This is a genomic window from Methylobacterium fujisawaense (genome assembly GCF_014138435.1).
In the GTDB taxonomy this organism is placed as follows: domain Bacteria; phylum Pseudomonadota; class Alphaproteobacteria; order Rhizobiales; family Beijerinckiaceae; genus Methylobacterium; species Methylobacterium fujisawaense.
In genome coordinates this window covers 95,405-119,309 of sequence record NZ_JACJIM010000009.1, presented here as the reverse complement: position 1 = coordinate 119,309, position 23,905 = coordinate 95,405, and the positions used below count along the sequence as shown (strand labels likewise).

At 70.8% G+C, this 23,905-nt stretch carries 23 protein-coding genes; 15 read left to right on the top strand and 8 right to left on the bottom strand.

Annotation, left to right across the window (positions count from 1 at the left end; translation table 11 throughout):
• Window positions 1-17: 17 nt before the first annotated feature.
• Window positions 18-1,622, top strand: coding sequence for a Na+/H+ antiporter (locus tag GGQ91_RS24675; RefSeq protein ID WP_043389493.1), 1,605 nt, complete (start codon window positions 18-20; stop codon window positions 1,620-1,622).
• A gap of 90 nt (window positions 1,623-1,712) precedes the next feature.
• Here GGQ91_RS24675 and GGQ91_RS24670 read toward each other — a convergent pair whose 3' ends face one another.
• Complete coding sequence (locus GGQ91_RS24670; RefSeq protein ID WP_051044690.1) at window positions 1,713-1,991, bottom strand: hypothetical protein; 279 nt, start codon at window positions 1,989-1,991, stop codon at window positions 1,713-1,715.
• Between the two features lie 148 nt (window positions 1,992-2,139).
• On the bottom strand, window positions 2,140-2,589 hold the full coding sequence (locus tag GGQ91_RS24665; RefSeq protein ID WP_182593054.1) for a GNAT family N-acetyltransferase: 450 nt from the start codon (window positions 2,587-2,589) through the stop codon (window positions 2,140-2,142).
• Window positions 2,590-2,779: 190 nt separating this feature from the next.
• Between GGQ91_RS24665 and GGQ91_RS24660 the strand changes: the two genes are divergently transcribed.
• The 3 genes from GGQ91_RS24660 to glyS all read left to right on the top strand — a co-directional run bounded on the left by GGQ91_RS24660 (window position 2,780) and on the right by glyS (window position 6,355).
• On the top strand, window positions 2,780-3,691 hold the full coding sequence (locus GGQ91_RS24660; RefSeq protein ID WP_043347781.1) for a glycine--tRNA ligase subunit alpha: 912 nt from the start codon (window positions 2,780-2,782) through the stop codon (window positions 3,689-3,691).
• Window positions 3,692-3,759: 68 nt separating this feature from the next.
• Window positions 3,760-4,203, top strand: coding sequence for a DUF3828 domain-containing protein (locus GGQ91_RS24655; protein WP_043347783.1), 444 nt, complete (start codon window positions 3,760-3,762; stop codon window positions 4,201-4,203).
• A gap of 52 nt (window positions 4,204-4,255) precedes the next feature.
• Entirely contained in the window at window positions 4,256-6,355 is a 2,100-nt protein-coding gene (gene glyS / locus GGQ91_RS24650) for a glycine--tRNA ligase subunit beta (RefSeq protein ID WP_182593053.1), read from the top strand.
• Window positions 6,356-6,536: 181 nt separating this feature from the next.
• On the opposite strand, the gene otnC is transcribed toward glyS, so the two are convergent.
• Together otnC and GGQ91_RS24640 are read right to left on the bottom strand one after the other, a co-directional pair.
• Window positions 6,537-7,217 carry a 3-oxo-tetronate 4-phosphate decarboxylase gene (gene otnC / locus GGQ91_RS24645; RefSeq protein ID WP_182593052.1) on the bottom strand — a complete coding sequence of 227 codons (681 nt, stop codon included), beginning with the start codon at window positions 7,215-7,217 and terminating at the stop codon, window positions 6,537-6,539.
• On the bottom strand, window positions 7,214-8,221 hold the full coding sequence (locus GGQ91_RS24640; protein ID WP_043347788.1) for a LacI family DNA-binding transcriptional regulator: 1,008 nt from the start codon (window positions 8,219-8,221) through the stop codon (window positions 7,214-7,216). The genes otnC and GGQ91_RS24640 overlap by 4 nt, the downstream gene beginning before the upstream one ends.
• A gap of 354 nt (window positions 8,222-8,575) precedes the next feature.
• On the opposite strand from GGQ91_RS24640, the gene GGQ91_RS24635 reads away from it, so the two are divergent.
• The 5 genes from GGQ91_RS24635 (at window position 8,576) to denD (ending at window position 14,304) form a co-directional block, all read left to right on the top strand.
• On the top strand, window positions 8,576-9,898 hold the full coding sequence (locus tag GGQ91_RS24635; protein WP_043389484.1) for an MFS transporter: 1,323 nt from the start codon (window positions 8,576-8,578) through the stop codon (window positions 9,896-9,898).
• A gap of 270 nt (window positions 9,899-10,168) precedes the next feature.
• Window positions 10,169-11,077: an L-threonate dehydrogenase gene (ltnD, locus tag GGQ91_RS24630; RefSeq protein ID WP_043383555.1), complete on the top strand. Its 909-nt coding sequence runs from the start codon at window positions 10,169-10,171 to the stop codon at window positions 11,075-11,077.
• 167 nt (window positions 11,078-11,244) lie between these two features.
• A complete protein-coding gene (gene otnI, locus GGQ91_RS24625; RefSeq protein WP_043756211.1) occupies window positions 11,245-12,027 on the top strand; it encodes a 2-oxo-tetronate isomerase in 783 nt (260 codons plus the stop codon).
• Window positions 12,024-13,298, top strand: a complete 1,275-nt coding sequence (gene otnK / locus GGQ91_RS24620; protein ID WP_182593051.1) for a 3-oxo-tetronate kinase — start codon at window positions 12,024-12,026, stop codon at window positions 13,296-13,298. Before otnI ends, otnK begins: the two co-directional genes overlap by 4 nt.
• Before the next feature lie 28 nt (window positions 13,299-13,326).
• Entirely contained in the window at window positions 13,327-14,304 is a 978-nt protein-coding gene (denD, locus tag GGQ91_RS24615) for a D-erythronate dehydrogenase (protein WP_043383522.1), read from the top strand.
• A 4-nt stretch (window positions 14,305-14,308) separates the two neighbouring features.
• Here denD and GGQ91_RS24610 read toward each other — a convergent pair whose 3' ends face one another.
• Together GGQ91_RS24610 and GGQ91_RS24605 are read right to left on the bottom strand one after the other, a co-directional pair.
• Window positions 14,309-14,710, bottom strand: a complete 402-nt coding sequence (locus GGQ91_RS24610; RefSeq protein ID WP_182593050.1) for a type II toxin-antitoxin system VapC family toxin — start codon at window positions 14,708-14,710, stop codon at window positions 14,309-14,311.
• Window positions 14,710-14,949 carry a type II toxin-antitoxin system VapB family antitoxin gene (locus GGQ91_RS24605; RefSeq protein WP_182593049.1) on the bottom strand — a complete coding sequence of 80 codons (240 nt, stop codon included), beginning with the start codon at window positions 14,947-14,949 and terminating at the stop codon, window positions 14,710-14,712. The genes GGQ91_RS24610 and GGQ91_RS24605 overlap by 1 nt, the downstream gene beginning before the upstream one ends.
• Window positions 14,950-15,032: 83 nt before the next feature.
• Here GGQ91_RS24605 and recQ point away from each other — a divergent pair, with 83 nt between their 5' ends.
• From recQ to grxD, 5 genes are all read left to right on the top strand, one after another.
• The gene (gene recQ, locus GGQ91_RS24600; RefSeq protein ID WP_043347801.1) at window positions 15,033-16,874 is read left to right on the top strand and encodes a DNA helicase RecQ; all 1,842 of its coding nucleotides are present in this window, start codon (window positions 15,033-15,035) and stop codon (window positions 16,872-16,874) included.
• A 155-nt stretch (window positions 16,875-17,029) separates the two neighbouring features.
• Entirely contained in the window at window positions 17,030-19,255 is a 2,226-nt protein-coding gene (gene purL, locus GGQ91_RS24595; protein WP_182593048.1) for a phosphoribosylformylglycinamidine synthase subunit PurL, read from the top strand.
• 26 nt (window positions 19,256-19,281) lie between these two features.
• The gene (locus GGQ91_RS24590) at window positions 19,282-19,518 is read left to right on the top strand and encodes a BolA family protein (RefSeq protein WP_007568343.1); all 237 of its coding nucleotides are present in this window, start codon (window positions 19,282-19,284) and stop codon (window positions 19,516-19,518) included.
• 23 nt (window positions 19,519-19,541) lie between these two features.
• Complete coding sequence (locus GGQ91_RS24585) at window positions 19,542-20,045, top strand: DUF29 domain-containing protein (protein WP_075379831.1); 504 nt, start codon at window positions 19,542-19,544, stop codon at window positions 20,043-20,045.
• A 46-nt stretch (window positions 20,046-20,091) separates the two neighbouring features.
• A complete protein-coding gene (gene grxD / locus GGQ91_RS24580) occupies window positions 20,092-20,430 on the top strand; it encodes a Grx4 family monothiol glutaredoxin (protein ID WP_043347809.1) in 339 nt (112 codons plus the stop codon).
• A gap of 72 nt (window positions 20,431-20,502) precedes the next feature.
• On the opposite strand, the gene GGQ91_RS24575 is transcribed toward grxD, so the two are convergent.
• Window positions 20,503-21,159, bottom strand: a complete 657-nt coding sequence (locus GGQ91_RS24575; RefSeq protein ID WP_043383510.1) for a class I SAM-dependent methyltransferase — start codon at window positions 21,157-21,159, stop codon at window positions 20,503-20,505.
• Between the two features lie 99 nt (window positions 21,160-21,258).
• Between GGQ91_RS24575 and rlmN the strand changes: the two genes are divergently transcribed.
• Complete coding sequence (rlmN, locus tag GGQ91_RS24570; protein WP_043347814.1) at window positions 21,259-22,533, top strand: dual-specificity RNA methyltransferase RlmN; 1,275 nt, start codon at window positions 21,259-21,261, stop codon at window positions 22,531-22,533.
• 181 nt (window positions 22,534-22,714) lie between these two features.
• On the opposite strand, the gene GGQ91_RS24565 is transcribed toward rlmN, so the two are convergent.
• Window positions 22,715-23,839, bottom strand: coding sequence for a mechanosensitive ion channel family protein (locus tag GGQ91_RS24565; RefSeq protein ID WP_075379830.1), 1,125 nt, complete (start codon window positions 23,837-23,839; stop codon window positions 22,715-22,717).
• Between the last annotated feature and the right edge of the window lie 66 nt (window positions 23,840-23,905).

The window sequence follows — 23,905 nt, the reverse complement described above, 5'->3', positions numbered from 1 at the left end:
CCGAGCCCGATTCATCGATGACCTCCGTCGCCCTGTTCGAGCTGATCCTCGGCCTCCTCGGCGCGGCCCTGCTGCTGTCGCTGGCGGCCGGGCGCCTGGGCTTCCCGCCGGCCGCGGCCCTGGTCATCGGCGGCATGGCGCTGGCGGTGGTGCCGGGCCTGCCGGCCTTCACGCTCGACCCGGACCTGATCATGGTCCTGTTCCTGCCGCCGCTCCTGCTCGAATCCGCCTACTTCACCGTCTGGCGCGACTTCCGGGCGAGCCTCGGCCCGATCCTGTCGCTCTCGCTCGGGGCGGTCCTGTTCACGACCCTGATCGTCGGGCTCGTCGCCCACGCGGTGGTGCCGGCCCTGCCCTGGGCCGCCTGTTTCGCCCTGGGCGCCATCGTCTCGCCGCCGGACGCGGTCGCCGCCAAGGCGGTGCTGGCCCGGGTCGCCCTGCCCCGCCGGATGATCACGGTCCTGGAGGGCGAGAGCCTCGTCAACGACGCCTCGGGCCTCGTGCTCTACCGCTTCGCCGTGGCGGCCGCGCTGACGGGGAGCTTCAGCGCCTGGGCGGCGGCCGGCAGCTTCGCGTGGCTCGCGGTGGCGGGCGTCGCGGTCGGGCTCGCCTGCGGGCTGGCGGTGAACGCCGGGATGCGGCGGCTGCACGACGCCAACGCCATCACGGTGCTGAGCTTCCTCGCCGCCTATGTCGCCTACCTCGCGGCCGAGGAGGTCCACGCCTCCGGCGTCCTCGCCGTGGTGGCCTGCGGCCTGATGATGGGCGGCCGGGAGCACGAGACCTTCGACGCCCATGCCCGCCGCCATTCCGTGGCGGTGTGGGCATTCGTGGTGTTCGTGCTGGAGGCTCTGGTCTTCGTGCTGATCGGCCTGGCGCTGCGCGGCGTGCTGGCCCGGACCGGCGGCGAGTACGGCTCGCTCTCGGCGGGGCTGCCCCTGGCGCTCGCCGTCACCGCCACCTGCGTCGTCGCCCGCCTGCTCTGGGTGTTTCCCGCCGTCTACCTGCGGCGGCTCCTGTCGCCGCGGTTGCGCGCGCGGGAACCCTCCCCGAACCCGGCCGTGCCGCTGATCGTGGGATGGGCCGGGATGCGCGGGGTCGTGACCCTCGCGGCGGCCCTGGCGCTGCCGGTGGACTTCCCCGGCCGCGACGCCATCCTGGTCGCGGCCTTCGTGGTGATCCTGTTCACCGTGCTGGTGCAGGGCACGACCCTGGGGCCGCTGATCCGCCGGCTCCGCCTCGATCCCGTGGCGCACCTGCCCGACGGCCATCTCGACGCGCCCATGGCCCGCGTCGTCGTCAACGAGGCGGGACTCGCCGCCCTGGAGGGATTGGTGTTCCCCGAGACCGGGGCGCTGCAGCACCCGCGCCTCGTGGAGGAGTATCGTCGCCGGGTCCGGGCCTCTTCGCGGGACCGGGACGAGCGGACGGCGCTCGAAGCCGAGAAGAACGAGCACTTCGCCGCCGCGCTGCTCGCCGTGCGGTCAGGCCGGTCGGCGCTGATCGACCTGCACCGGCAGAACCGGGTCCACAGCTCGGTGCTGCGTCAGCTGGAAACGGAGATCGATCTGGAAGAGCTCCATCTCAAGCGTCTGGCCGGGACCGCGCCGGCCCATGGCTAGGACGCTCTCCGCCGAAGTGGGATCCCGTCCGGCGTAGGAGAGTGCGTCGAACCAGGGGCCTGGAGCCGTGCCCGACCGGGGTGCGGCTCCTCAATGGGCGGCGCAGCCGTCCGCCGGCTGGCCGTAGCCGCTGTAGACGACCCGCACCTTGCGCAGGCAGGTCCCCTCGGACTTCGGCGCCACCGCCACGGGCGCGACGTCCACCGGCTCGACCCGCAGGGTCGCGGCCACCGGCTGGTCCTCGGAGGTGGCGAGCGCGCGGCTGGCGCTCATCACGACGGGCGTCGCGGCCAGCGACGAGATGGCGAGCGCGGCGAAGACGGCGATGTTCTTGCGGCCGAAGGTGTTGCGGGTGCGAGCATTGAACATGACGAGTGGTCCGTCGTATTGCGTTCGGCAGCGCTGAGGTGCCGAGATCCCCTGTTGCAGCGATAACTTGGCCGTTGGCTTGGCGGTTCCCGGTATTGCCCAAAAACCGCCACGCTTGCGTGTCCCGCCGCACCTGGGGCGCGGGCCCTCAGAGGATCTTGCGGTACTGAACGAAGCCGGATTTCTCGGCGATCCGGTCGTAGAGCTGCATCGCGTCGGTGTTGGTCTCGTGCGTCAGCCAGTGGACGCGGGAGCAGCCGGCGGCTTTCGCGGCCTCGCAGACGTGCTCGATCAGCCGCCGCCCGATCCCGAGACCCCGGGCGCCGTCCGCCACGAACAGATCCTGGAGGTAGCAGTAATCCCCGACCGTCCAGGCCGAGCGGTGGCGGATGTGGTGGACGAGGCCCACCGCCTCCGTGCCGCGCCACGCCAGGGCTCCGTCGACCGGCTCGGCCGGGTCGTTGAGGCGCCGCCAGGTCGTCTCCGTGACGGCGTCCGACAGGTCGACCTTGTAGAAAACCTGGTAGCCCCGCCAGAGCGGCAGCCAAGCATCCCGGTCGCCGGCGCCGATCCGGCGGATCGCGAGGCTGCTGTCCATGATTCTCTCCGCTGGTCCGGACGGATCGGACCTCATCCGGCCCGGACAGGCAACCCGGGCCGCCGGCGCCGAAGACCCGTCACCCGATCGCCTTCACCCGACACCCTGCGCCTTGCACCCCTGCCCGCCCGCACCTAAACCGGCCCGCCAGCGGCCCGAGCCGCCGCGCGAGCCCGAGCCTCCGACACCCATGTCCCAAAAGAAATCCTTCCAGGGTCTGATCCTGACGCTTCAGGAATTCTGGGCGGCGCAGGGCTGCGTGATCCTCCAGCCCTACGACATGGAGGTCGGCGCCGGCACCTTCCATCCGGCCACGACCCTGCGGGCGCTCGGCCCGAAACCCTGGAAGGCGGCCTATGTCCAGCCGTCGCGCCGGCCCAAGGACGGCCGCTACGGCGAGAACCCCAACCGGCTCCAGCACTATTACCAGTTCCAGGTGATCCTGAAGCCGAACCCGCCGAACCTGCAGGAGCTTTACCTCGCCTCGCTCGCGGCCATCGGCGTCGACCTCAAGCTCCACGACATCCGCTTCGTCGAGGACGATTGGGAGAGCCCGACGCTCGGCGCCTGGGGCCTGGGCTGGGAATGCTGGTGCGACGGGATGGAGGTCAGCCAGTTCACCTATTTCCAGCAGGTCGCGGGCTTCGAGTGCGCGCCGGTGGCGGGCGAGCTGACCTACGGGCTGGAGCGGCTCGCCATGTACGTCCAGGGCGTCGAGAACGTCTACGACCTCGACTTCAACGGCGCCGAGGGTGCGGACCGGATCACCTACGGGGACGTGTTCCTGCAGGCCGAGCAGGAATATTCCCGCCACAATTTCGAATCCGCCGACACGACGATGCTGTTCCGCCAGTTCACCGACGCGGAGGCGGCCTGCCGGTCCTACCTCGCGGCGGGCGCGCCCGCCGCGGAGGGCGAGCGCCACCGGATGGCGCAGCCGGCCTACGACCAGTGCATCAAGGCCAGCCACGTCTTCAACCTCCTCGATGCGCGCGGCGTGATCTCGGTGACGGAGCGCCAGAGCTACATCCTGCGGGTGCGGGAACTCGCCAAGGCCTGCGGGGCCGCGTGGCTGAAGACCGCGGCCGGCGGAGCCCCTTGAGCCTTCGCGCGTTGCAACCCCCGCCAACCGGCGCGCTCCGGCGCGTCCGCAGACGCGGGAACCTCGTGATGAAGAAGACGATCCTCGCCCTCAGCCTCCTCGGATTCGGCCTCGCCCCCGCGCTGGCGGCCGATCCCGGGCCTGAGGCCACGGTCAAGAAGCTCTACGCCGAGCCGCACCCGAATCACTCCTCCGTGTACTCGAAGCGCCTGCAGGGCCTGTTCGACGCCGACGCGAAGCAGGCCAACGGTGCCACCGGCAACCTCGACTTCGACTACCGCCTCAACGGCGAGCCCCTGAAGCCCGACACGGTGAAGAACCTGACCTTCAAGGAGGCCACCGAGGGCAAGGACCAAGCGAAGGTCACGGTGGAGCGCAAGGGCGGCGACGGCTCGAAGGCGATCGTCTACGACCTCGTGCGCGAGGATGGCGGCTGGAAGGTCTCCGACGCCCACGCGATCGGCGACCGCAAGTGGCAGCTCACGACCATCCTCAAGGGCGAGGCGCGCTGAGCCTGGGCCGTCGACCCTCGACAGGGGTGCGGCGCGGCGATATGGCCGCGCCATGCCCGACCTCCTGCTCGAACTCCGCTCGGAAGAGATCCCCGCCCGCATGCAGCGGCGCGCGGCGGAGGATCTGAAAAAGCTCGTCACCGACGCCCTGGTGGCGCGCGGTTTCCTGTACGAGGGCGCCAAGGCGTTCTCGACGCCGCGCCGGCTGGCGCTGCACATCGCCGGCCTCCCCGCCCGGGGCGAGGCCGTGCGTGAGGAGCGCCGCGGCCCGCGGGTCGGCGCCCCCGAGGCGGCCGTCCAGGGCTTCCTGAAGGGCGCGGGACTGACGAGCCTCGATCAGGCCACGACCGTCACCGATCCCAAGAAGGGCGAATTCTACCTTGCGGTGATCGAGCGGCCCGGCCGCGAGACGCTGGACGTCCTGGCCGAGCTCCTGCCCGAGATCGTCAAGAACTTCCCCTGGCCGAAATCCATGCGCTGGGGCGCGGCCTCGGCGGAGCCGGGGTCCCTCCGCTGGGTGCGCCCGCTGCAATCGATCGTCGCGACCTTCGGGCCGGAGACCGAGAGCCCCGAGGTCGTGCCGTTCGCGGTCGGCGGGATCGCGGCCGGCACGGTGACCTACGGCCACCGCTTCCTCGCCCCGGAGGCGATCGAGGTGCGCCGGTTCGACGACTACATCCAGGCCCTGGAGCGGGCGAAGGTCATCCTCGACGCCGACCGGCGCAAGGACGTGATCCTGCACGACGCCCGCGACCTCGCCTTCGCCCGCGGCCTCGACCTCGTCGAGGACGAGGGGCTGCTGGAGGAGGTGTCGGGCCTCGTGGAATGGCCGGTGGTGCTGATGGGCTCCTTCGACGAGGCCTTCCTCGACATCCCCGCCGAGGCGATCCGGGCGACCATCCGGGCGAACCAGAAGTGCTTCGTCCTGCGCAAGGGCGGGTCGGAGGATCTGGCGCCGGCGTTCATCCTGGTCTCGAACCTCGTCGCCAGCGACGGCGGCCGGGCGATCACAGCCGGCAACGAGCGGGTGGTCCGGGCGCGCCTGTCGGACGCGAAGTTTTTCTGGGAGACCGACAAGGCGATCCGCTTGGAGGATCGGCTGCCGAAGCTCGACAGCATCGTCTTCCACGAGAAGCTCGGCACGCAGGGCGAGCGGATCGCCCGCATCGCCGCGCTGGCGAAGGACCTCGCGACTCTGGTCGGGGCCGATCCGGCGCTCGCCGAGCGCGCCGCCCGTCTCGCCAAGGCCGACCTCGTCACCGAGATGGTCGGCGAGTTCCCCGAGCTCCAGGGCCTGATGGGCCGCAAATACGCGGCGCTCCAGGGCGAGCACGACAGCGTCTGCGCGGCCATCGAGGAGCATTACAAGCCGCTCGGCCCCTCCGACCGGGTGCCGAGCGATCCGGTCTCCATCGCGGTGGCGCTCGCCGACAAGCTCGACACGCTGGTGGGGTTCTGGGCGATCGACGAGAAGCCCACGGGGAGCAAGGACCCGTTCGCCCTGCGCCGGGCGGCTCTGGGCGTGATCCGGCTGATCCTCGACCGCGGCTTGCGCCTGCGCCTTCTCGAGCAGGTCGGCGCGGCGGATCGCGGCCTCGCCGGGCGGGCCGGTGCGGATGCCGGGGATCTCCTCGGCTTCTTCGCGGACCGCCTCAAGGTCTACCTCCGCGACCAGGGCGCCCGCCACGACCTCATCGACGCCGTCTTCGCCCTGCCCGGCCAGGACGACCTGCTGATGGTCGTGCGCCGCGTCGAGGCGCTCGGACAGTTCCTCGACACCGAGGACGGGAAGAACCTGCTGGCCGGCTACAAGCGCGCGGCCAACATCCTGCGCATCGAGGAAAAGAAGGACGGCCGCGCCTACGATGCCCCCCCCGACGCCGCCCTCGCCGCCGCGGGCGAGCCGGCCGAGCGGGCGCTGGCCGAGGCGCTGGCGAAGGCCCGGGAGACCGCCTCGGCGGCGGTCGCCCGCGAGGATTTCGCCGGGGCCATGCAGGCGCTCTCCACGCTCCGCGCGCCGGTGGACGCCTTCTTCCAGGACGTCACTGTCAACGCGCCCGATCCGAAGCTCCGCGAGAACCGCTTGGCTCTGCTCAACGCCCTGCGCGCCGCGACGCGGGAGGTGGCGGAGTTCGCGAAGATCGAGGGGTGAGGCGGAGCCTTCCCCGCGGACAATCGCCATCTGAACGGAGCGCGGGTCCCCTCGCCCGTGCGGGAGAGGGACAGGGTGAGGGGTGCGACCTCACCGGAAAGACCCGATCCCTCACCCCGACCCTCTCCCGCATGGGAGAGTGGGCGCGTTGCGCCTTCGCACAGACCGCTGAGGGCCCCCCTCACCCGTGATCGTGCCCGGCATGGTCCTCCGGCTCCGGCAGGGTCAGGCCGAAATGGCTCACCAGATCGGCCACCTGCCCGGGGCTCAGCTGCCGCGGGTTGAGGTTGCGGAGCAGCAGGTAGAGCTTGGCGGTCTCCTCAAGCTCCTCGGTGGCGAAGACCGCGCCCTCCAGGCTGTCCCCGGCCACCACCGGGCCGTGATTGGCGAGCAGCACCGAACTGTACCGGCCGGCGAGCCCCCGGATCGCGTCCGCGACCGCCGGGTCGCCGGGTCGGTAATAGGGCACCAGCGCCGTGCCGCCGGTGCGCATCAGGTAATAGGGCGTCAGCGGCGGCAGGACCTGACGCGGGTCGATCTCCGGCAGCATCGAGACCGCCACCGCGTGGGTGGAGTGCAGGTGGACGATCGCCTTCGCTTCGCTGCGGCTCTCGTAGAGCGCGCCGTGCAGCGGGATCTCCTTGGTGGGCTTGTCGCCCGAGACGAGGCGCCCCTGCTGGTCCAGCCGGGAGATCCGCGCCGGGTCGAGGAAGCCGAGGGACGCGTTGGTTGGCGTCACCAGCCAGCCGCCGTCGGGCAGGCGCAGCGAGATGTTGCCGGACGAGCCCGGCGTCAGGCCGCGCTCGAACAGCGAGCGGCCGTAGCGGCAGATGTCTTCGCGCAGCCGGCTCTCGTCGCTCATGCGGTCGCTCCCTCGATCAGCTCGAACCCGAGATCGATTTTCTTTGGACTCTGATCGGTCAGGCACGCGGCGGCCCGCCGGCCGATCTCCAGGCGCGGCGTGCGCACCGTCGAGAGGGGCTGGGGCATCGCCGCCGCGAAGTCGAGCCCGTTGAAGCCGAACAGCGCGATACGCCCCGGGACCGCGAGCCCCGCCGCCAGGCAGGCGAAGTAGCCGCCGAGCGCCATGTCGTCGTTGGAGAAGTAGACGGCATCGAGATCCGGGTGGCGCGCCAGCAGCGCCTCCAGCCCCGCCCGCCCCGAGGCCGGCGAGGACGGCCCCGACCGGATCTCCTGGGCCTGGAGCGCCAGCCCGGCCTCCGCCAGGGCTTCCTCGAACCCGGCCAGCCGCTTGCCCGCCCGCACGTCTATGCGCAAGTCGTGGCCGAGATAGGCGATGCGGCGGTAGCCCCGCGCGACGAGGTGACGGGCGCTCGCCGCCCCCACGGCCCGGTTGGAGAACCCGACCACCGTGTCGATCCCGTCGCCATCCGTGTCGATCATCTCGACGACGCGCACGCCCCCGGCCCTGGCGAGGGCCACCGTCCCGGGATTGTGCTCCAGCCCGGTGAGCAGCAGCGCCGCCGGCCGCCACGACAGGAGCGCGGCGGCCAGCGCCTCCTCCCGGTCCGGATCGTACTCGCTCACCCCGATCACGCAGGGGATGCCCTCGGCGTCGAGCGCCGATGTCAGGCCGCGCAGCAGGTCGGGGAAGACCACGTTGGCGAGCGACGGGATGACGACGCCCACGAGCCGCGCGCTCGCCCCCTGGCCGGCGAGGCTGCCGGCGAGGCGGTTCGGCACGTAGCCGAGCCGGGCCACCGCCTCCGCCACCCGCGCGCCGGCGCGCTTGGAATAGGAGCCGTGGTTGCGCAGGACCCGCGAGACCGTGCTCTCGCCGACCCCGGCCTCACGGGCCACGTCGGTGAGCGTCACGAGCCGCCCCGGCGGCTGGAATTCGTCCATGGCCCCGCTTCTCCCGGCGCGGTCTCTGATGACGTCCGTCGCATCGCCCATCCGCACCCTCATCGCGCGATGCCCGCGCGACCGGGCCCCGAAGGAGAAGGTCCTTAGAGGGCGCGGCGCTCCCTGGAGGGCTCCTTCGAGGCCTCCGCTGCGCTGCGCCACCGCGGGATGAGGGTGCAATTGGGAAGACCGTCCTCAGCGATCCGGCCCCTGACATAGCGGCCTGCATTATGTCGCACAACCGGATTGGCAGCGCTGCCAAAAGGCGATATGGCACCGCCCCAGCGCCGCCCGACGAGCGGTGAAGACCATGATCCGCCCATCCGCGCGAGCGTATGGGCGAGGGAGAACGCCATGCCGGTCCAAGCCGCTCCGCTGGGGGGCGCCACCGCGCCCGCGGACGAAAAGTCCTTCGCCGACCGCACCTACGCGAAGGTGTTCTGGCGCCTCGTGCCGTTCCTGATGCTCTGCTACGTGGTGGCGTATCTCGACCGGGTGAATGTCGGCTTCGCCAAGCTCCAGATGTCCCAGGAGCTGAAGTTCTCCGAGACGGTCTATGGCCTCGGTGCCGGGATCTTCTTCCTCGGCTACTTCCTGTTCGAGGTGCCCTCGAACGTGATCCTGCACCGGGTCGGCGCGCGGGTGTGGATCGCCCGGATCATGATCACCTGGGGAATCATCTCCGGCGCGTTCCTGTTCGTGAACTCCGAGTGGAGCTTCTACGGGATGCGCTTCCTGCTCGGGCTGGCCGAGGCCGGCTTCTATCCGGGCGTGATCCTCTACACGACGTCGTGGTTCCCGGCCCATCGCCGCGCCAAGGTGATCGCGGTGTTCATGGCGGCGATCCCGATCTCGGGGATCTTCGGCAACCCGCTCTCCGGCTGGATCATGGACGCGTTCAACGGCGCCCAGGGCCTGTCCGGCTGGCAGTGGATGTTCCTGATCGAGGCGGTGCCGGCGGTGCTCATCGGACTCGCCGTGTTCTTCTACCTCGACAACCGCCCGGCCGAGGCGAAGTGGCTGAGCGACGCCGAGAAGGAGCTCCTGGAGCGCGACATCGCCGCCGACAACCGGGGCAAGGAATCGAGCCCGCACTCCATCGCCACCGTGTTCCGCAACGGCCGCGTGTGGTTCATGAGCCTCATCTACTTCGCCTTCGTGACCGGGCAGTACGGCCTCACCTTCTGGATGCCCACGATCGTCAAGGCGTCGGGCGTGCAGGGCAATCTCAACATCGGCCTGATCAGCGCGATCCCGTTCCTGTGCGCGGCCATCGTGATGGTCCTGTTCGGGCTCAGCGCCGACCGGATGCGCGAGCGCCGCTGGCACCTGATCGTCCCGGCCCTGCTCGGCGCCGTCGGCTTCGTGGTCTCGGCGAGCGCGGGCTCGACCACCATCGCGGTGGCGGCCCTCTCGGTGGCGGCGGCCGGCGTGCTGACCTGCTCGCCCCTGTTCTGGTCGTTGCCCACGGCGTTCCTCAGCGGCGCCGGCGCGGCGGCCGGCATCGCCCTGATCAACTCGGTGGGCAATCTTGCCGGCTTCGTCAGCCCCTACGTGATCGGGGCGCTGCGCGACGCCACCGGCAGCACCGCCGCCGGCATGTACGCGCTCGCCGCGATGCTGGTGGTCGGCTCGGTCTGCGTGTTCGTCACGCCGGCCCGGATGGTCAACCGCTGAGGCTTCGAGCCGAGCGCGCCGGTCTCCCTCCCCCCTCTGCGGGGGAGGGTGGCCCCTGCGTCAGCAGGGGTCGGGAGAGGGGAACCCGGTTTCAGGAAAGGGTGCGACCTTCACGGAGGCTGACGCTCCCTTCTGCACCGTCGCTCCCCTCTCCCGACCCCCTTCGGGGGCCACCCTCCCCCGCAGAGGGGGGAGGGAGACGCGCGGCTCCGGATGCACCCTACGCGACGTAACGAACCCCCTTCCCAGTCCATGCAGGAGCCGCCCCCGATGACCAAAGCAACACACCGCGCCGCGGTGATCGGCCTGGGCTCCATGGGCTCCGGCATGGCCGGCTCGCTCCTGCGGGCGGGCTTCTCGGTTGCCGCTTGCGACGTGAACCCGGAGGCGGTGGCGCGCTTCGCGGCGGCCGGCGGCCGGGGCGCCGCGAATCCCGCGGAGGCGGCCCGGGATGCCGACGTGGTGGTGAGCGTGGTGGTCAACGCCGCCCAGACCGAGGCGGTGCTGTTCGGCGAGAACGGGGCTGCCGCCGCGATGCCGGAGGGCGCGGTGTTCGTCTCCTCCGCCACCATGGATCCGGCCGTCGCGCGCGCGCTCGCCGCCCGGCTGGAGGCCACCGGCCGCCACTATCTCGACGCCCCGATGAGCGGCGGCGCCGCCCGCGCGGCCGAGGGCGGCCTGACCTTCCTGGCCTCGGGCTCGGCGGCGGCCTTCGCCAAGGCGCGGCCCGCCCTCGATGCCATGGCGGGCACGCTCTACGAGCTCGGCGACGCGGCCGGCCAGGGCGCGGCCTTCAAGATGATCAACCAGCTGCTGGCCGGGGTGCATATCGCCGCCGCCTGCGAGGCGATGGCCTTCGCGGCCAAGCAGGGGCTCGATCTCCGGCGCGTCTACGAGGTGATCACCAAGTCGGCCGGCAATTCCTGGATGTTCGAGAACCGGGTGCCCCACATCCTAGACGCGGATTACAGCCCGAAGAGCGCGGTCGACATCTTCGTCAAGGATCTCGGCATCGTGCAGGACATGGCCCGGGCGGAGAAGTATCCGGTCCCGGTGGCGGCCGCAGCGCTCCAAATGTTCCTGATGGCGTCCGGCGCCGGCATGGGCCGCGACGACGACGCCTCCGTGGCGCGGCTCTACGCGCAGGTCTCGGGGGCGAAGCTGCCGGGGACGGCCTGAGGAGGCCTGATCCCACCCGCTTCCTCATCCTGAGGTGCCCGCGCCAGCGGGCCGCCTTCGCGGCCTCCGCTGCGCTCCGGCACCTCAGGATGCGGGGATTGGGTTGGATCGTGGTCCGCTGAGCGGATCGTCGCGTTTCTAAGGATCGGGCAGGGAGTCCCAAAAGAATGCCGCGCTTTGCCGCCAACCTCAGCCTGATGTTCAACGAGGTGCCGTTCCTCGACCGGTTCGAGGCTGCGGCCCGCGCCGGGTTCGACGCCGTGGAGTTCCTGTTCCCCTACGAGCATCCGCCCGAGGCCATCGGCGCGCGGCTCCGGGCGAACGGCCTGACCCAGGCGCTGTTCAACCTGCCGCCGGGCGACTTCGCCGGGGGCGAGCGCGGGATCGCCGCCTTCCCCGAGCGGTTCGACGAGCTGAAGGCGGGTGTCGACACGGCGCTCCGCTACGCCGAGGCGACCGGCGTGGGCCGGCTTCACCTCATGGCGGGCCTCGCCCCCTGGGACGATCCCAAGGCCGCCGAATCCTACCGTCGGGCCGTGACCTGGACGGCCGAGCGGCTCGCCCACGCCGGCCTCGACCTCGTCCTGGAGCCGATCAACGGCCGGAACATGCCGGGCTACTTCCTCAACGATTTCGGCCGCGCCGCGGACCTGATCCGTGAGCTGGCTTTGCCGAACCTGAAGCTGCAGTTCGACCTCTACCATTGCCAGATCCTGCACGGCGACGTGACCATGCGGCTGCGCGCCCTGATGCCGATCATCGGCCACGTCCAGACGGCGAGCGTGCCCGAGCGCCACGAGCCCGGAACCGGCGAGATGAACGACTTCTTCCTGTTCGACGAGCTGGACCGGCTCGGCTACCGCGGCTTCGTCGGCTGCGAGTACATCCCGGCCGCCGACACCGTCGCGGGCCTCGGCTGGCTCGCCGCCTACAAGGGGAGCGCCCGATGAGCCTCGCGCTGGGATGCGTCGCCGACGACTATACGGGCGCCTCGGACCTCGCCAACACCCTGACCAAGGCGGGCCTGCGCACGATCCAGACCATCGGGGTGCCTGAGGAGGGCCGCGCCCTGCCGGAGGCCGACGCGGTGGTGGTGGCGCTGAAAAGCCGCTCGATCCCGGCCGGCCAGGCCGTGGCCCGCTCCCGCGAGGCGGAAGCCTGGCTGCGGGCCCGGGGCGCGGCCCACGTGATGTTCAAGGTCTGCTCGACCTTCGATTCGACGGATGCGGGCAATATCGGCCCGGTGATGGACGCCCTGCGGGCCGAGGCCGGCGCGGCCATCGCGCTCGTGACCCCGGCGTTCCCGGAGACCGGGCGCAGCGTCTACCAGGGCAACCTGTTCGTCGGATCCGTGCCGCTGAACGAGAGTCCTCTGAAGGACCATCCGCTCAACCCCATGCGCGACGCCAACCTCGTGCGCGTGCTGGGGCGCCAGAGCGCCAGCCCGGTCGGATTGATCGACACCGCCACGGTGGCCCGGGGTGCGGAGGCCGTGGCGGCCCGCCTCCAGGCCCTGGCGGCCGAGGGCAAGGGCGCCGCCATCGCGGACGCGATCTTCGACAGCGACCTCGAAACCCTCGGGCGGGCGATCATCGCCGAGAAATTCTCCGTGGGGGCGTCCGGCCTCGGGCTCGGGCTCGCCCGGGCGCTGGTGGCCGACGGGCGCGGCACGCAGGATGCCGCCGGGGCCGCCGTGGGCGAGCCGGTGGGCGGGGCCGCTGCCTGCCTCGCCGGCAGCTGCTCGCAGGCGACCCTCCAGCAGGTCGCCGCAGCGGAGAAGATCATGCCGGTGATGCGCCTCGACCCGGCCCGGCTGCTCGCCGGCGCCGACGTGGTGGCCGAGGCCCTGGCCTTCGCGGCGGAACGGCTCGCCGCAGGCCCGGTGCTGATCGCGTCCTCGGCGCCCCCCGAGGCGGTGCGCGCCCTCCAGGCCGAACACGGGGTCGACGCGGCCGGCCACGCCATCGAGGCGGCGCTGGCCGCCATCGCCGAGGGCCTCGTCGCCCGCGGCGTGCGCCGGCTCGTGGTCGCCGGCGGCGAAACCTCGGGGTCGGTGGTCGACCGGCTGGGCCTCACCGCCTTCCTGCTCGGGCCGGAGATCGCCGCGGGCGTGCCGGTGCTGCGGACCGCAGGGCGACCGGAGCCGATGCTGCTCGCCCTCAAATCCGGCAATTTCGGCGGCCCGGACTTCTTCGGCCGCGCCCTCGACATGATGGCCTGAGGCCGCATACTCCGACGAGAGGTTTCCCATGCACGCCCTGATTCTCGGTGCCGCCGGCATGATCGGCCGCCGCCTCGTGGACGCCCTGGTGAAGGACGGCCAGGTCGGCGGGCAGACGCTCAGCGCCCTCACCCTGCTCGACGTGGTTCCGCCCGCGGCGCCGGAAGGCTTCTCCGGCCCGGTGCGGGCCGAGGCCGCCGACCTGACGGCCCCGGGTGCCGCCGAGGCCGCCATCGCCGGGCGGCCGGGGGTGATCTTCCACCTCGCCGCGGTGGTCTCCGGCGAGGCCGAGGCCAACCTGGAACTCGGCTATCGGGTCAATCTCGACGGCACCCGCCTGCTCCTCGACGCGATCCGGGCGGCCAACGCGGCGGACGGCTACCGTCCGAAGCTCGTCTTCACCTCCTCCCTCGCGGTGTTCGGGCCGCCCTTCCCCAAGGTGATCCCGGACGACCACATCCTGCGCCCAGCCTCCTCGTACGGGGTGCAGAAGGCCATGGGCGAGCTGATGCTCGCCGACTACGCGCGCCGCGGCTTCCTCGACGGGATCGGTCTGCGCCTGCCGACCATCTGCGTGCGGCCGGGCAAGCCCAACAAGGCTGCCTCGGGCTTCTTCTCCGGCATCATCCGCGAGCCGCTGGCCGGCCAGGAGGCGATCCTGCCGGTGCCCGACACGGTGCGGCACTGGTTCGCCAGCCCCGCCGCGGCGGTCGGCTTCCTCGTCCACGCCGCCGGGCTCGACCTCGCGGCGATCGGGCCCCGGATCAGCCTGACCATGCCGGGCGTCTCCGCCACGGTCGCCGAGGAGATCGAGGCCCTGCGCCGCGCGGCGGGCGACAAGGCCGTGGCGCTGATCCGGCGCGCGCCGGACGCGACCATCGCGCGGATCGTCGGCTCCTGGCCGGAGGCCTTCGAGCCGGAGGCGGCCCTGGCTCTGGGCTTCCGGGCGGATGAATCCTTCGACGCGATCGTGGCCCAGCACGTGGCCGAGTTCCACGGCGGCTGAGGCGTCAGGCCAGGGCGGAGCGGATGTCGGTCTGCGGAAAGGCGTCGCCGACGTAGAGCAGCGGCACGCCGTGCATCCGCGCGCAGGCACAGGCGAAGCAGTCGCCGAGATTCAGGCGCGCCGGGTGGCGGCCCTTGCCGTGGCGGGCGTGGGCCGCGAGGGCGAGGCGCGTCTCCGCTTCGGCGATCGGGACCCGCGTGACGCCTGTGGCGGCCAGAAAATCGTCCACGATCTCTTCGGCGACTTCGGGCGGGACGGCCTGGAGCCGGGTGATGGCGAGCACCGCCTCATACACGGCAACGCCGCTCGTGAGCCGCACGGGACTGTCGCGCAACCGATCCATCAGCGCAGAATGTCCCGGCTCGCCGGCGACGATCGCCATGCTGGCGGACGCGTCGACGAACATCACGCGTCGTTCAGGCTGTCGTAGAAGGCCTCATCCGCCTTGAGGCCCGTCGACGGGTTGGATGCCAACCTGTCCTGGATCGGCTTGACCGGCTCCAGGAAAGTCTCGCGCTCCGCGTTCTGCCGCGCCAGTCCGTTCTTGAGCGCGGGTCGCACCGCCTCGGTCTTGCTCACGCCCGTCCGCGATGCCAGCTTCTCGGCGCGCTGATTCACCTCTTCGCTGCGGATGTTGAGCGGCATGGCAGCCCCCGTGTAGACGCACGGAGGCCAGTGTCTACACACCCCTGCCGCAAGGGCGGCCAGAACCCCGATCAAGGATCCCGATGACCCGCCTCGACGAGGCCCGCGCCGCGCTCAAGAAGACCTTCGGCTACGAGGATTTCCGGCCCGGGCAGGACGAGGTGATCGGCGCGGTGCTGGACGGCGCCGACGTGTTCGCCGTGATGCCCACCGGCTCCGGCAAGTCGATGACCTACCAGCTCCCCGCCCTGGTCGAGCCCGGTCTGACCGTCGTGGTCTCGCCGCTGATCGCGCTGATGCACGATCAGGTGCAGCAGATGAAGAGCGTCGGCATCGAGGCCGCCACCCTCAACTCGACGGTGGCGGAGACGGAGTCCCGCGAGACCTGGCGGTCCCTGCGCTCGGGCGACCTCCGTCTCCTGTTCGTGTCCCCCGAGCGCCTGCTGATGGAGGGCTGCATCGAAGCCCTGCGCGGGGCCGGGGTCCGGCGGCTCGCGGTGGACGAGGCGCATTGCGTCTCGCAATGGGGCCACGATTTCCGGCCCGAGTACCGGGAGATCGCCCGGGCCCGGGTGGCGCTGGGCAACATCCAGACCCTGGCGCTCACCGCCACCGCCGATGCCGCGACCCGCGCGGAGATCGCCGAGCGGCTGTTCCCGCAGGACCGGCCCCCGAAGATCTTCGTCCACTCCTTCGACCGGCCGAACATCCGGCTGACCTTCCAGCCCAAGGACAACCCGGCCCGGCAGATCGAGCGGTTCCTGAAGCACCGGCGGGCGGAGAGCGGGATCATCTACTGCTCCTCGCGCAAGCGCGTCGAGCAACTGGCCGAGACCCTCAAGAAGGACGGGTTCGACGCCCTGCCCTACCATGCCGGCCTCGACCAGGGCACGCGCATGCGCAACCAGGACCGGTTCCTGCAGGAGGACGGGGTGGTGATGACCGCCACCATCGCCTTCGGCATGGGCATCAACAAGCCCGACGTGCGCTTCGTCTGCCACGCCGACATGCCCAACAACGTCGAGGGCTACTACCAGGAGATCGGCCGCGCCGGCCGCGACGGGCTGCCCGCCGACACGCTGACCCTCTACGGCCTCGACGACATGGCGCTGCGCCGCCGCCAGATCGACGAGAAGGAGATCTCCGACGAGCGCCGCCGGGTCGAGCGGCGCAAGCTCGAGGCGATGATCACCCTGTGCGAGGGCGCCACCTGCCGCCGCCAGTCGCTGCTCGCCTATTTCGGCGAGGCGAGCGGCCCTTGCGGCCGCTGCGACCTGTGCCGCGGCGGCGTCACCCTCGTGGACGGGACGGTCTCGGCGCAGAAGATCCTCTCGGCCGTCGTGCGCACCGGCCAGCGCTTCGGCGCGGCCTATATCTGCGACGTGGTCCACGGGAAGGAGAGCGAGCAGATCCGCCGCAACGGCCACGCGAGCCTCAAGACCTTCGGGGTCGGCGCCGACAAGCCGGTGGCCGCGTGGCGGGCGATCTTGCGCCAGCTCTTCGCGGCCGGAGCGATCGCCGAGAACGCCGACGGCTTCGGCGGCCTGTCCATGACCGAGAAGGGCGAGGCGATCCTGTTCGGCCGGGAGCCGGTCCAGCTCCGCCCGGATCCGGAGCCGAAGGCCGAATCCCGCGAGCGACGCCGGCCTGCATCCCGCGAGGACGGCGAGATCGCCCTCTCGGAGGCCGACGAGGCGCTGTTCCAGCACCTGCGCGGCCTGCGCGCCACGCTGGCCCGGGCCGAGGGCATCGCGGCCTTCATGGTCTTCCCCGATCGAACGCTGATCGAGATGGCCCGCCAGAAGCCCGTCGACCTCTGGGCTCTGCGCACGGTCCACGGGGTCGGCGAGCGCAAGCGCGAGGCCTACGGCGACAAGTTCGTGGCGGCGATCGCCGATTTCCTGGCCCATCCGCCGGCCGCGTGACCGGGCTTCATCCACGGTGGCGTCAGACGGCGTATTGCAACGCGGTGGGAGAACGCACTAATCCGTCACCGTCGCCGCACGCTGCCCGGTTCGGGTCGCTTATCGGGTCGGGGGTCCTGTCGGGGTTCCCGGACCGCCCTCGTCGAGGCTGCCCCATGTTCCGCAACGACGTTCCGATCACCCCCGAGCTCGTGGCCCAGCACGGCCTGACGCCGGACGAGTACGAGCGCTTTCGCGGCCTGATCGGGCGCGACCCGACGCTGACCGAACTCGGCATCGTCTCGGCCATGTGGAACGAGCACTGTTCCTACAAGTCCTCCCGCAAGCACCTGCGCGGGCTGCCGACCTCGGCGCCGTGGGTGATCCAGGGACCGGGCGAGAACGCCGGCGTGATCGACATCGGCGACGGGCTCGCCTGTGTTTTCAAGATGGAGAGCCACAACCACCCGAGCTACATCGAGCCCTATCAGGGCGCGGCGACCGGTGTCGGCGGCATCCTGCGCGACGTGTTCACCATGGGCGCTCGGCCGATCGCGGCGCTCAACGCCCTGCGCTTCGGCTCCCCCGACCATCCGCGCACCCGCAGCCTCGTCTCCGGCGTGGTCGCGGGCGTGGGCGGCTACGGCAACTCCTTCGGCGTGCCCACCGTCGGCGGTCTGACCGGTTTCCACAAGCGCTACGACGGCAACATCCTGGTCAACGCCATGGCGGTGGGCCTCGCCCGCACCGACGGGATCTTCTACGCGGCCGCCGCCGGAATCGGGAACCCGATCGTCTATCTCGGCTCCAAGACTGGCCGCGACGGCATCCACGGCGCCACCATGGCCTCGGCCGAGTTCGACGAGGCCTCCGAGTCGAAGCGTCCGACCGTGCAGGTTGGCGATCCCTTCGCCGAGAAGCTGCTGCTCGAAGCCTGCCTGGAGCTGATGGCCTCGGGGGCGGTGATCGCCATCCAGGACATGGGCGCCGCCGGCCTCACCTGCTCGGCCGTTGAGATGGGCGCCAAGGGCGACCTCGGCGTCGAACTCGACATCGACAAGGTGCCGGCCCGCGAAGAGGGTATGACCCCCTACGAGATGATGCTCTCCGAGAGCCAGGAGCGCATGCTCATGGTGCTCAAGCCCGGCATGGAGGCGGAGGCGGAAGCCATCTTCGTGAAGTGGGGGCTCGACTTCGCGGTGATCGGCCGGACCACCGACACGCTGCGCTTCGTGATCAAGTGGCACGGGGAGACCGTGGCCGACCTGCCGATCAAGGAGCTCGGCGACGAGGCGCCGCTCTACGACCGGCCGCACCTCGCCAACACGCACCTGCCGGTGCTCGCGGCCTCCGAGGTTCCGGCCCCGGCCTCGCTCACCGACGCGCTCAAGCGCCTCGTCGGCTCCCCGGACCTCTCGTCCAAGCGGTGGGTCTTCGAGCAGTACGACCACTTCATCCTGGGCAACACCGTCCAGAAGCCCGGCGGCGACGCCGCCATCGTGCGGGTCGAGGACGGGCCGAAGGGGCTGGCGCTCACCTGCGACGTCACCCCGCGCTATTGCGAGGCCGACCCGGTCGAGGGCGGCCGGCAGGCCGTGGCCGAGGCGTGGCGCAACATCACGGCGGTCGGGGCCAAGCCGCTCGCCATCACCGACAACCTGAACTTCGGCAATCCCGAGAAGCCCGAGGTGATGGGCCAGCTCGTCGGCTGCCTGCAGGGCATCGGCGAGGCCTGCCGGGCGCTGGACTTCCCGGTCGTGTCCGGCAACGTCTCGCTCTACAACGAGACCAACGGCGTCGGCATCCTGCCGACCCCGACCATCGGCGGCGTCGGCGTGCTCGACGACGTGGCGCGCCACGCCACCATCGCCCTCAAGCGCGAGGGCGACGTGCTGGTGCTGATCGGCTCCGGCGAGGGCTGGCTTGGCCAATCCGCCTACCTGTCGGTGATCGAGGGCCGCGAGGAGGGCGCGCCGCCGCCGGTGGATCTCGCCCTGGAGCGCCGCAACGGCGACTTCGTCCGCACCCTGATCCAGTCGGGCGCCGTCGACACGGTCCACGACCTTTCCGACGGTGGCCTCGCGGTCGCCCTCGCCGAGATGGCGATGGCCGGCGGCATCGGCGCTGCTCTGCCCGAGGTGCCGGTGGATCTCGCCCCCCACGCCTACCTGTTCGGCGAGGACCAGGGCCGCTACCTGCTGGCGATCGATCCGGAAGCTGCCAGCGACCTCCTCTACAGCGCCTCGGCGCAGGGGATCGACGCGGCGGTGGTCGGCGTCACCGGCTCCGACCGTTTGACCCTGCCGGGCGGCGAGACCATATCGCTGGCCGACCTGTCCACGGCGCACGAGGGCTGGCTGCCCGCCTACATGGCGAGCCAGCCGGCCGCTCCCGCCGCCTGAACCCCCTTACGCCCAGGAGTTTGCCGATGCCGATGGATGCGGGCGAGATCGAGCGCATGATCCGCGAAGCGTTGCCGGACGCGCAGGTGGAGATCCGCGACCTCGCGGGCGATGGCGACCACTACGCCGCCACCGTCCTGTCGGCGGCCTTCAAGGGCAAGACACGGGTGGCGCAGCACCAGATGGTCTACGGCGCCCTTCAGGGCCGGATGGGCGGCGTCCTCCACGCCCTTGCGCTGACCACGGGTGTCCCGCAGGATTAGGCGTTCTCGCGGTAGCTCTCCCGATGGATCGACCGAGTCTCTACGATGACGACATCGTGACCTGGGCCGAGGAGCAGGTTGCGGCTCTGCGCGCGCTCGGAGCCCGCAGCGACCTGTCGAATGCGGTCGACTGGGAGAATGTCGCCGAGGAGATCGAGAGCGTAGGACGGTCTCAACTTCGAGCCGTTGAGGGTTTGCTGGTCCAGGCTCTCGCCCATATGCTGAAGCGCCTATCGGCGCCGGATCTGCCCGTCACCCGCCCCTGGCGTGAGGAGACGCTGACGTTCCAAATCGCCGCGCGCAACAGGTTCGAGCGATCGATGCGGCAGCGTTTGGATTGGGACCGGATCTGGAAATCCGCACGCGAAACCGCCAACTTGGGTCTTACGCCATACGGTGATGGCCTTCTGCCCAACCTGCCGGATAGCTGTCCGGTTGATCCGGACGAGCTTCTTTCGGCACGCTTTGATATGGACGCGATACTGCTGCAAATCGCGGAATCAAGGAAGCATACGCCAAGCTTATAAGCTTGCTGCACGATAAACCGTCACAGGACGAACAAGGACTAACTCGATGACCGACGCCAACACGACCATCCAGAACGAGATCGCCTCCCAGGACGTGGTGGTGTTCATGAAGGGCACGCCGCAGATGCCGCAATGCGGCTTCTCGGGACAGGTGGTGCAGATCCTCAACTACCTCGGCGTGCCGTTCAAGGGCGTGAACGTGCTGGCCGATCAGGGCATCCGCGAGGGCATCAAGGCCTTCTCGAACTGGCCGACCATCCCGCAGATCTACGTGAAGGGCGAGTTCGTCGGCGGCTGCGACATCACCCGCGAGATGTTCCAGTCGGGCGAGCTGCAGACCTTCCTGGCCGAGAAGGGTGTGCCGGTGAAGACCGCAGCCGCCTGATTTTTTGGGACTGGCCGAACGGATCAGGGCGCCTGCGGGCGCCCTTTTTCGTGTGCGCGGACCGTGGCCGGGTCAGCGGGGCTCCCGCGCCACGAACAGGGCGACGCAGCCGACGACCGTGATCTCCACCGACCGGAACCGCTGATCGAGGGCCGCGCGCAGGGCCGGCAGCGTGTCGGCGCCGTTCGAGAACACCCCTTTTCGGTTGTAGACTCGCATCAGCGCGCGCGCCGCAGCCGTGGTCGGGACGCCCCCCGACAGGATCGTGGCGCCGAACACCACCCCGTCGTCCCGCAGGCACGGCCGCACCGTGTCGAAGGCCTTCGCCTTGGCGGCGATGTCGCCCGGCAGGCAGTGGAGCAGGTAGGTCATCCCGATCGAGTCGAACGGCGCGATGCCGGTGGCCGGGGCGCCGAGCACGTCGACCCGGTAGGTCTCGGGCCGGTAGCGCGCGATCCGGTCGGCCGCGAAGGCGAGGCTGTCGGCGTTGAGGTCCATCAGGCCGATGCGCGGCGCAGGTGCTGGGAAGCGGCACCGGTCGAGATACCAGCCGGTCCCGACCCCGACGTCGCAATGCGCCAAGCCCGCGTGCCGGTCGTAGAGATCCAGGATCCGCGCCGTGGGGCAGCGCCAGATCAGCGGGTTCGACAGGCGCAGCACGACGAGGTCGTAGATCTGCAGCGTCCGCGGATTGTAGATCGCCTGCCCGGCCTGCGTGTCGGTCGTCATGGCTCTCCGTGGGGTCAGCCGTCGCCAGCGCGCATTCGCATTCGCCGGCGCGATCGCCTATATCAGACCCTTTCCAATCGTATGGATTGTTTGAACGCCATGGCGACGCCGTCGCTCGACAGCGCCCGCGCGGCCGATGCCGCGATCGAGAAGGCGCCCGATCTCCTCCCCGAGGCGCTGCCCGGCCGCCGCCCATCGCTGGTCGGCCTGACCCGCGACGCCCTCAAGGCGCAGCTCGTCGGCATGGGCGTGCCCGAGCGCGAGAGCCGGATGCGCGCCGGCCAGGTCTGGCACTGGGTCAATTTCCGCGGAGCGTCCGACTTCGCCGAGATGACCAATGTCGGCAAGGCCTTGAAGGCGCAGCTCGCCGAGCACTTCACCCTGGAGCGGCCCGAGGTGGCCAGCCGGCAGGTCTCCCGGGACGGCACCCGCAAATGGCTGCTCCGCATGGCGCCGACCAACCGGCAGGAGCACAATCGCGGCGCCGAGATCGAGTGCGTCTACATTCCCGGCCCGGACCGGGGCACGCTCTGCGTGTCCTCCCAGGTCGGCTGCACCCTGACCTGCTCGTTCTGCCACACCGGCACGCAGCGCCTCGTGCGCAACCTCTCGGCCGCCGAGATCGTGCAGCAGCTCGTCACCGCCCGGGACGAGCTCGGCGACTGGCCCGGCCAGATGCCGAGCCGCGACGCCGGCGGCTCCGGCGAGGTCGGCCGGCTCGTGACCAACATCGTGTTCATGGGCATGGGCGAGCCCCTCTACAATCTCGACGCCGTGGTGGACGCGGTGGGGGTGATGTCGGACCAGGAGGGGCTCGGCCTGTCCCGGCGGCGCATCACGGTCTCGACCTCGGGGGTCGTGCCGCAGATCCCGCGCCTCGGCGAGCAGGCCAACGCCATGCTGGCGATCTCGCTCCACGCCGTGCGCGACGACCTGCGCGACGAGCTGGTGCCGCTCAACCGGAAATACCCGATCGCCGAGCTGCTCGCCGCCTGCCGGGCCTATCCGGGCCTGAGCAACGCCCGCCGGATCACCTTCGAGTACGTGATGCTGAAGGGCGTCAACGATTCGGACGCGGACGCGCGGGAGCTGGTCCGCCTGCTCAAGGGCATCCCGGCCAAGATCAACCTGATCCCGTTCAATCCCTGGCCGGGCAGCCGCTACGAATGCTCCGACTGGGACCGGATCGAGCGCTTCTCCGAGATCGTGTTCAACGCCGGCTACGCCTCGCCGGTGCGCACGCCCCGGGGCCGGGACATCCTGGCGGCCTGCGGCCAGCTCAAGAGCGAGACCGAGAAGCTGCGCGCCCGCGCCCGGCTGATGCAGGAGGAGGGCATCGGCGTGGAGAGTTTTTACGCCGGCGCCGACGACTGAGCGACGGTCCATCGGAAGACATCCGACCCGCGCCCTCATCCTGAGGTGCGGCGAAGCCGCCTCGAAGGAGCCCTCCAGAAGCCGCTGCGATTCCTGGAGCCCTCCTTCGAGGCCTCCGTTGCGCTTCGGCACCTCAGGATGAGGGCGTGGCTGGGAATCCCGCAACACTGAACGCTGTGCCTCACGCCGCGAACCGCCGCGCCTCCGCCCGGCGCAGGGCCGGCTCCTCGGCGCCGACCCATTCCGTCCGGTGCCGCGGCAGGGCCTCCGGGTGCTCGGCCTGGAGCCACGTGATCATCGCCTCGCGGACCACGCAGCGCAGGTCCCAGGCCTGGGGCGCGTTGCGGGCGCTCACCAGCATCCGGATCTCGATCGTCGATTCCTTCGCGTCCGAGACCTGGAGGTTCACGACCTTGCCGTCCCACAGGGGCGTGGCCCTGGCGATCTCGGCGAGCTTCTCGCGCATCGCCGCGACGGGCGCCCGGTGGTCGACGTAGACGAACACGCTGCCGATCAGCGAGGCGCCGTCGCGGGTCCAGTTCTGAAACGGCTTCTGGATGAAGTAGGTCAGCGGCAGGACCAGCCGGCGCCAGTCCCAGAGGCGGACCACCACGTAGGTGGCGGTGATCTCCTCCACCCAGCCCCACTCGTTCTCGACGATGATCGCGTCCTCGATCCGGATCGGCTGGGTGATGGCGATCTGGATGCCGGCCACGAGGTTCGACAGGACCGGCTGCATGGCCAGCCCGAGGACGAGGCCCGCCGCGCCCGCCGAGGCCAGCAGGCTGACCCCGTACTGGCGCACCGGCTCGAAGGTCATCAGCGCCACCGAGAGGGTGATCAGCGCCACCAGCGTCACGCCGGCCCGCTCCAGAATGCGCATCTGGGTGAAGTGCTTGCGCGCCAGCAGGTTGTCCTCGGCGTCGAGCTTGAACCGTCGGAGGTAGATGACAGTGGCGATGTGGAGCGCGGTGGCGCAGCACCAGCCGGTCAGCGTCACGAAGGCCACCAGCAGGATCTGGTTGAGGGCGATCCGCACCTCCCAGGACAGATGCACCGTGGTCGAGGCGAGGCTGATCGCCACCACGATCAGGCCGAGGCGGCTCGGCCCACGGGTGCGCGAGACCAGCGAGCGCCAGAACAGGCTCTTGCCCGCGACCGCCCGCTTCATCGCCCGGTAGACGACACCGTGCAGGGGCATCACCACGGCGCAGCAGGCGACGATGAGGATCAGGCTCTCGGCCCACCACGGCAGGTAGGCCAGCGCGCGGGCTGCGGAGCCGGCGAGCGCGTCGAGGTCCGGCATCGGGCATCGCTCCACGGGTTCCGAACGGGACCTGTGAGAATGGACGGGCGATTACGGGGGTTCCGC

Excerpts from the sequence above, each read along its gene's own strand:
- GGQ91_RS24675 (WP_043389493.1), top strand. The coding sequence starts at position 18 with ATGACCTCCGTCGCCCTGTTCGAGCTGATCCTCGGCCTCCTCGGCGCG.
- GGQ91_RS24670 (WP_051044690.1), bottom strand. The coding sequence starts at position 1,991 with ATGTTCAATGCTCGCACCCGCAACACCTTCGGCCGCAAGAACATCGCC.
- GGQ91_RS24665 (WP_182593054.1), bottom strand. The coding sequence starts at position 2,589 with ATGGACAGCAGCCTCGCGATCCGCCGGATCGGCGCCGGCGACCGGGAT.
- GGQ91_RS24660 (WP_043347781.1), top strand. The coding sequence starts at position 2,780 with ATGTCCCAAAAGAAATCCTTCCAGGGTCTGATCCTGACGCTTCAGGAA.
- GGQ91_RS24655 (WP_043347783.1), top strand. The coding sequence starts at position 3,760 with ATGAAGAAGACGATCCTCGCCCTCAGCCTCCTCGGATTCGGCCTCGCC.
- glyS (WP_182593053.1), top strand. The coding sequence starts at position 4,256 with ATGCCCGACCTCCTGCTCGAACTCCGCTCGGAAGAGATCCCCGCCCGC.
- otnC (WP_182593052.1), bottom strand. The coding sequence starts at position 7,217 with ATGAGCGACGAGAGCCGGCTGCGCGAAGACATCTGCCGCTACGGCCGC.
- GGQ91_RS24640 (WP_043347788.1), bottom strand. The coding sequence starts at position 8,221 with ATGGACGAATTCCAGCCGCCGGGGCGGCTCGTGACGCTCACCGACGTG.
- GGQ91_RS24635 (WP_043389484.1), top strand. The coding sequence starts at position 8,576 with ATGCCGGTCCAAGCCGCTCCGCTGGGGGGCGCCACCGCGCCCGCGGAC.
- ltnD (WP_043383555.1), top strand. The coding sequence starts at position 10,169 with ATGACCAAAGCAACACACCGCGCCGCGGTGATCGGCCTGGGCTCCATG.
- otnI (WP_043756211.1), top strand. The coding sequence starts at position 11,245 with ATGCCGCGCTTTGCCGCCAACCTCAGCCTGATGTTCAACGAGGTGCCG.
- otnK (WP_182593051.1), top strand. The coding sequence starts at position 12,024 with ATGAGCCTCGCGCTGGGATGCGTCGCCGACGACTATACGGGCGCCTCG.
- denD (WP_043383522.1), top strand. The coding sequence starts at position 13,327 with ATGCACGCCCTGATTCTCGGTGCCGCCGGCATGATCGGCCGCCGCCTC.
- GGQ91_RS24610 (WP_182593050.1), bottom strand. The coding sequence starts at position 14,710 with ATGTTCGTCGACGCGTCCGCCAGCATGGCGATCGTCGCCGGCGAGCCG.
- GGQ91_RS24605 (WP_182593049.1), bottom strand. The coding sequence starts at position 14,949 with ATGCCGCTCAACATCCGCAGCGAAGAGGTGAATCAGCGCGCCGAGAAG.
- recQ (WP_043347801.1), top strand. The coding sequence starts at position 15,033 with ATGACCCGCCTCGACGAGGCCCGCGCCGCGCTCAAGAAGACCTTCGGC.
- purL (WP_182593048.1), top strand. The coding sequence starts at position 17,030 with ATGTTCCGCAACGACGTTCCGATCACCCCCGAGCTCGTGGCCCAGCAC.
- GGQ91_RS24590 (WP_007568343.1), top strand. The coding sequence starts at position 19,282 with ATGCCGATGGATGCGGGCGAGATCGAGCGCATGATCCGCGAAGCGTTG.
- GGQ91_RS24585 (WP_075379831.1), top strand. The coding sequence starts at position 19,542 with ATGGATCGACCGAGTCTCTACGATGACGACATCGTGACCTGGGCCGAG.
- grxD (WP_043347809.1), top strand. The coding sequence starts at position 20,092 with ATGACCGACGCCAACACGACCATCCAGAACGAGATCGCCTCCCAGGAC.
- GGQ91_RS24575 (WP_043383510.1), bottom strand. The coding sequence starts at position 21,159 with ATGACGACCGACACGCAGGCCGGGCAGGCGATCTACAATCCGCGGACG.
- rlmN (WP_043347814.1), top strand. The coding sequence starts at position 21,259 with ATGGCGACGCCGTCGCTCGACAGCGCCCGCGCGGCCGATGCCGCGATC.
- GGQ91_RS24565 (WP_075379830.1), bottom strand. The coding sequence starts at position 23,839 with ATGCCGGACCTCGACGCGCTCGCCGGCTCCGCAGCCCGCGCGCTGGCC.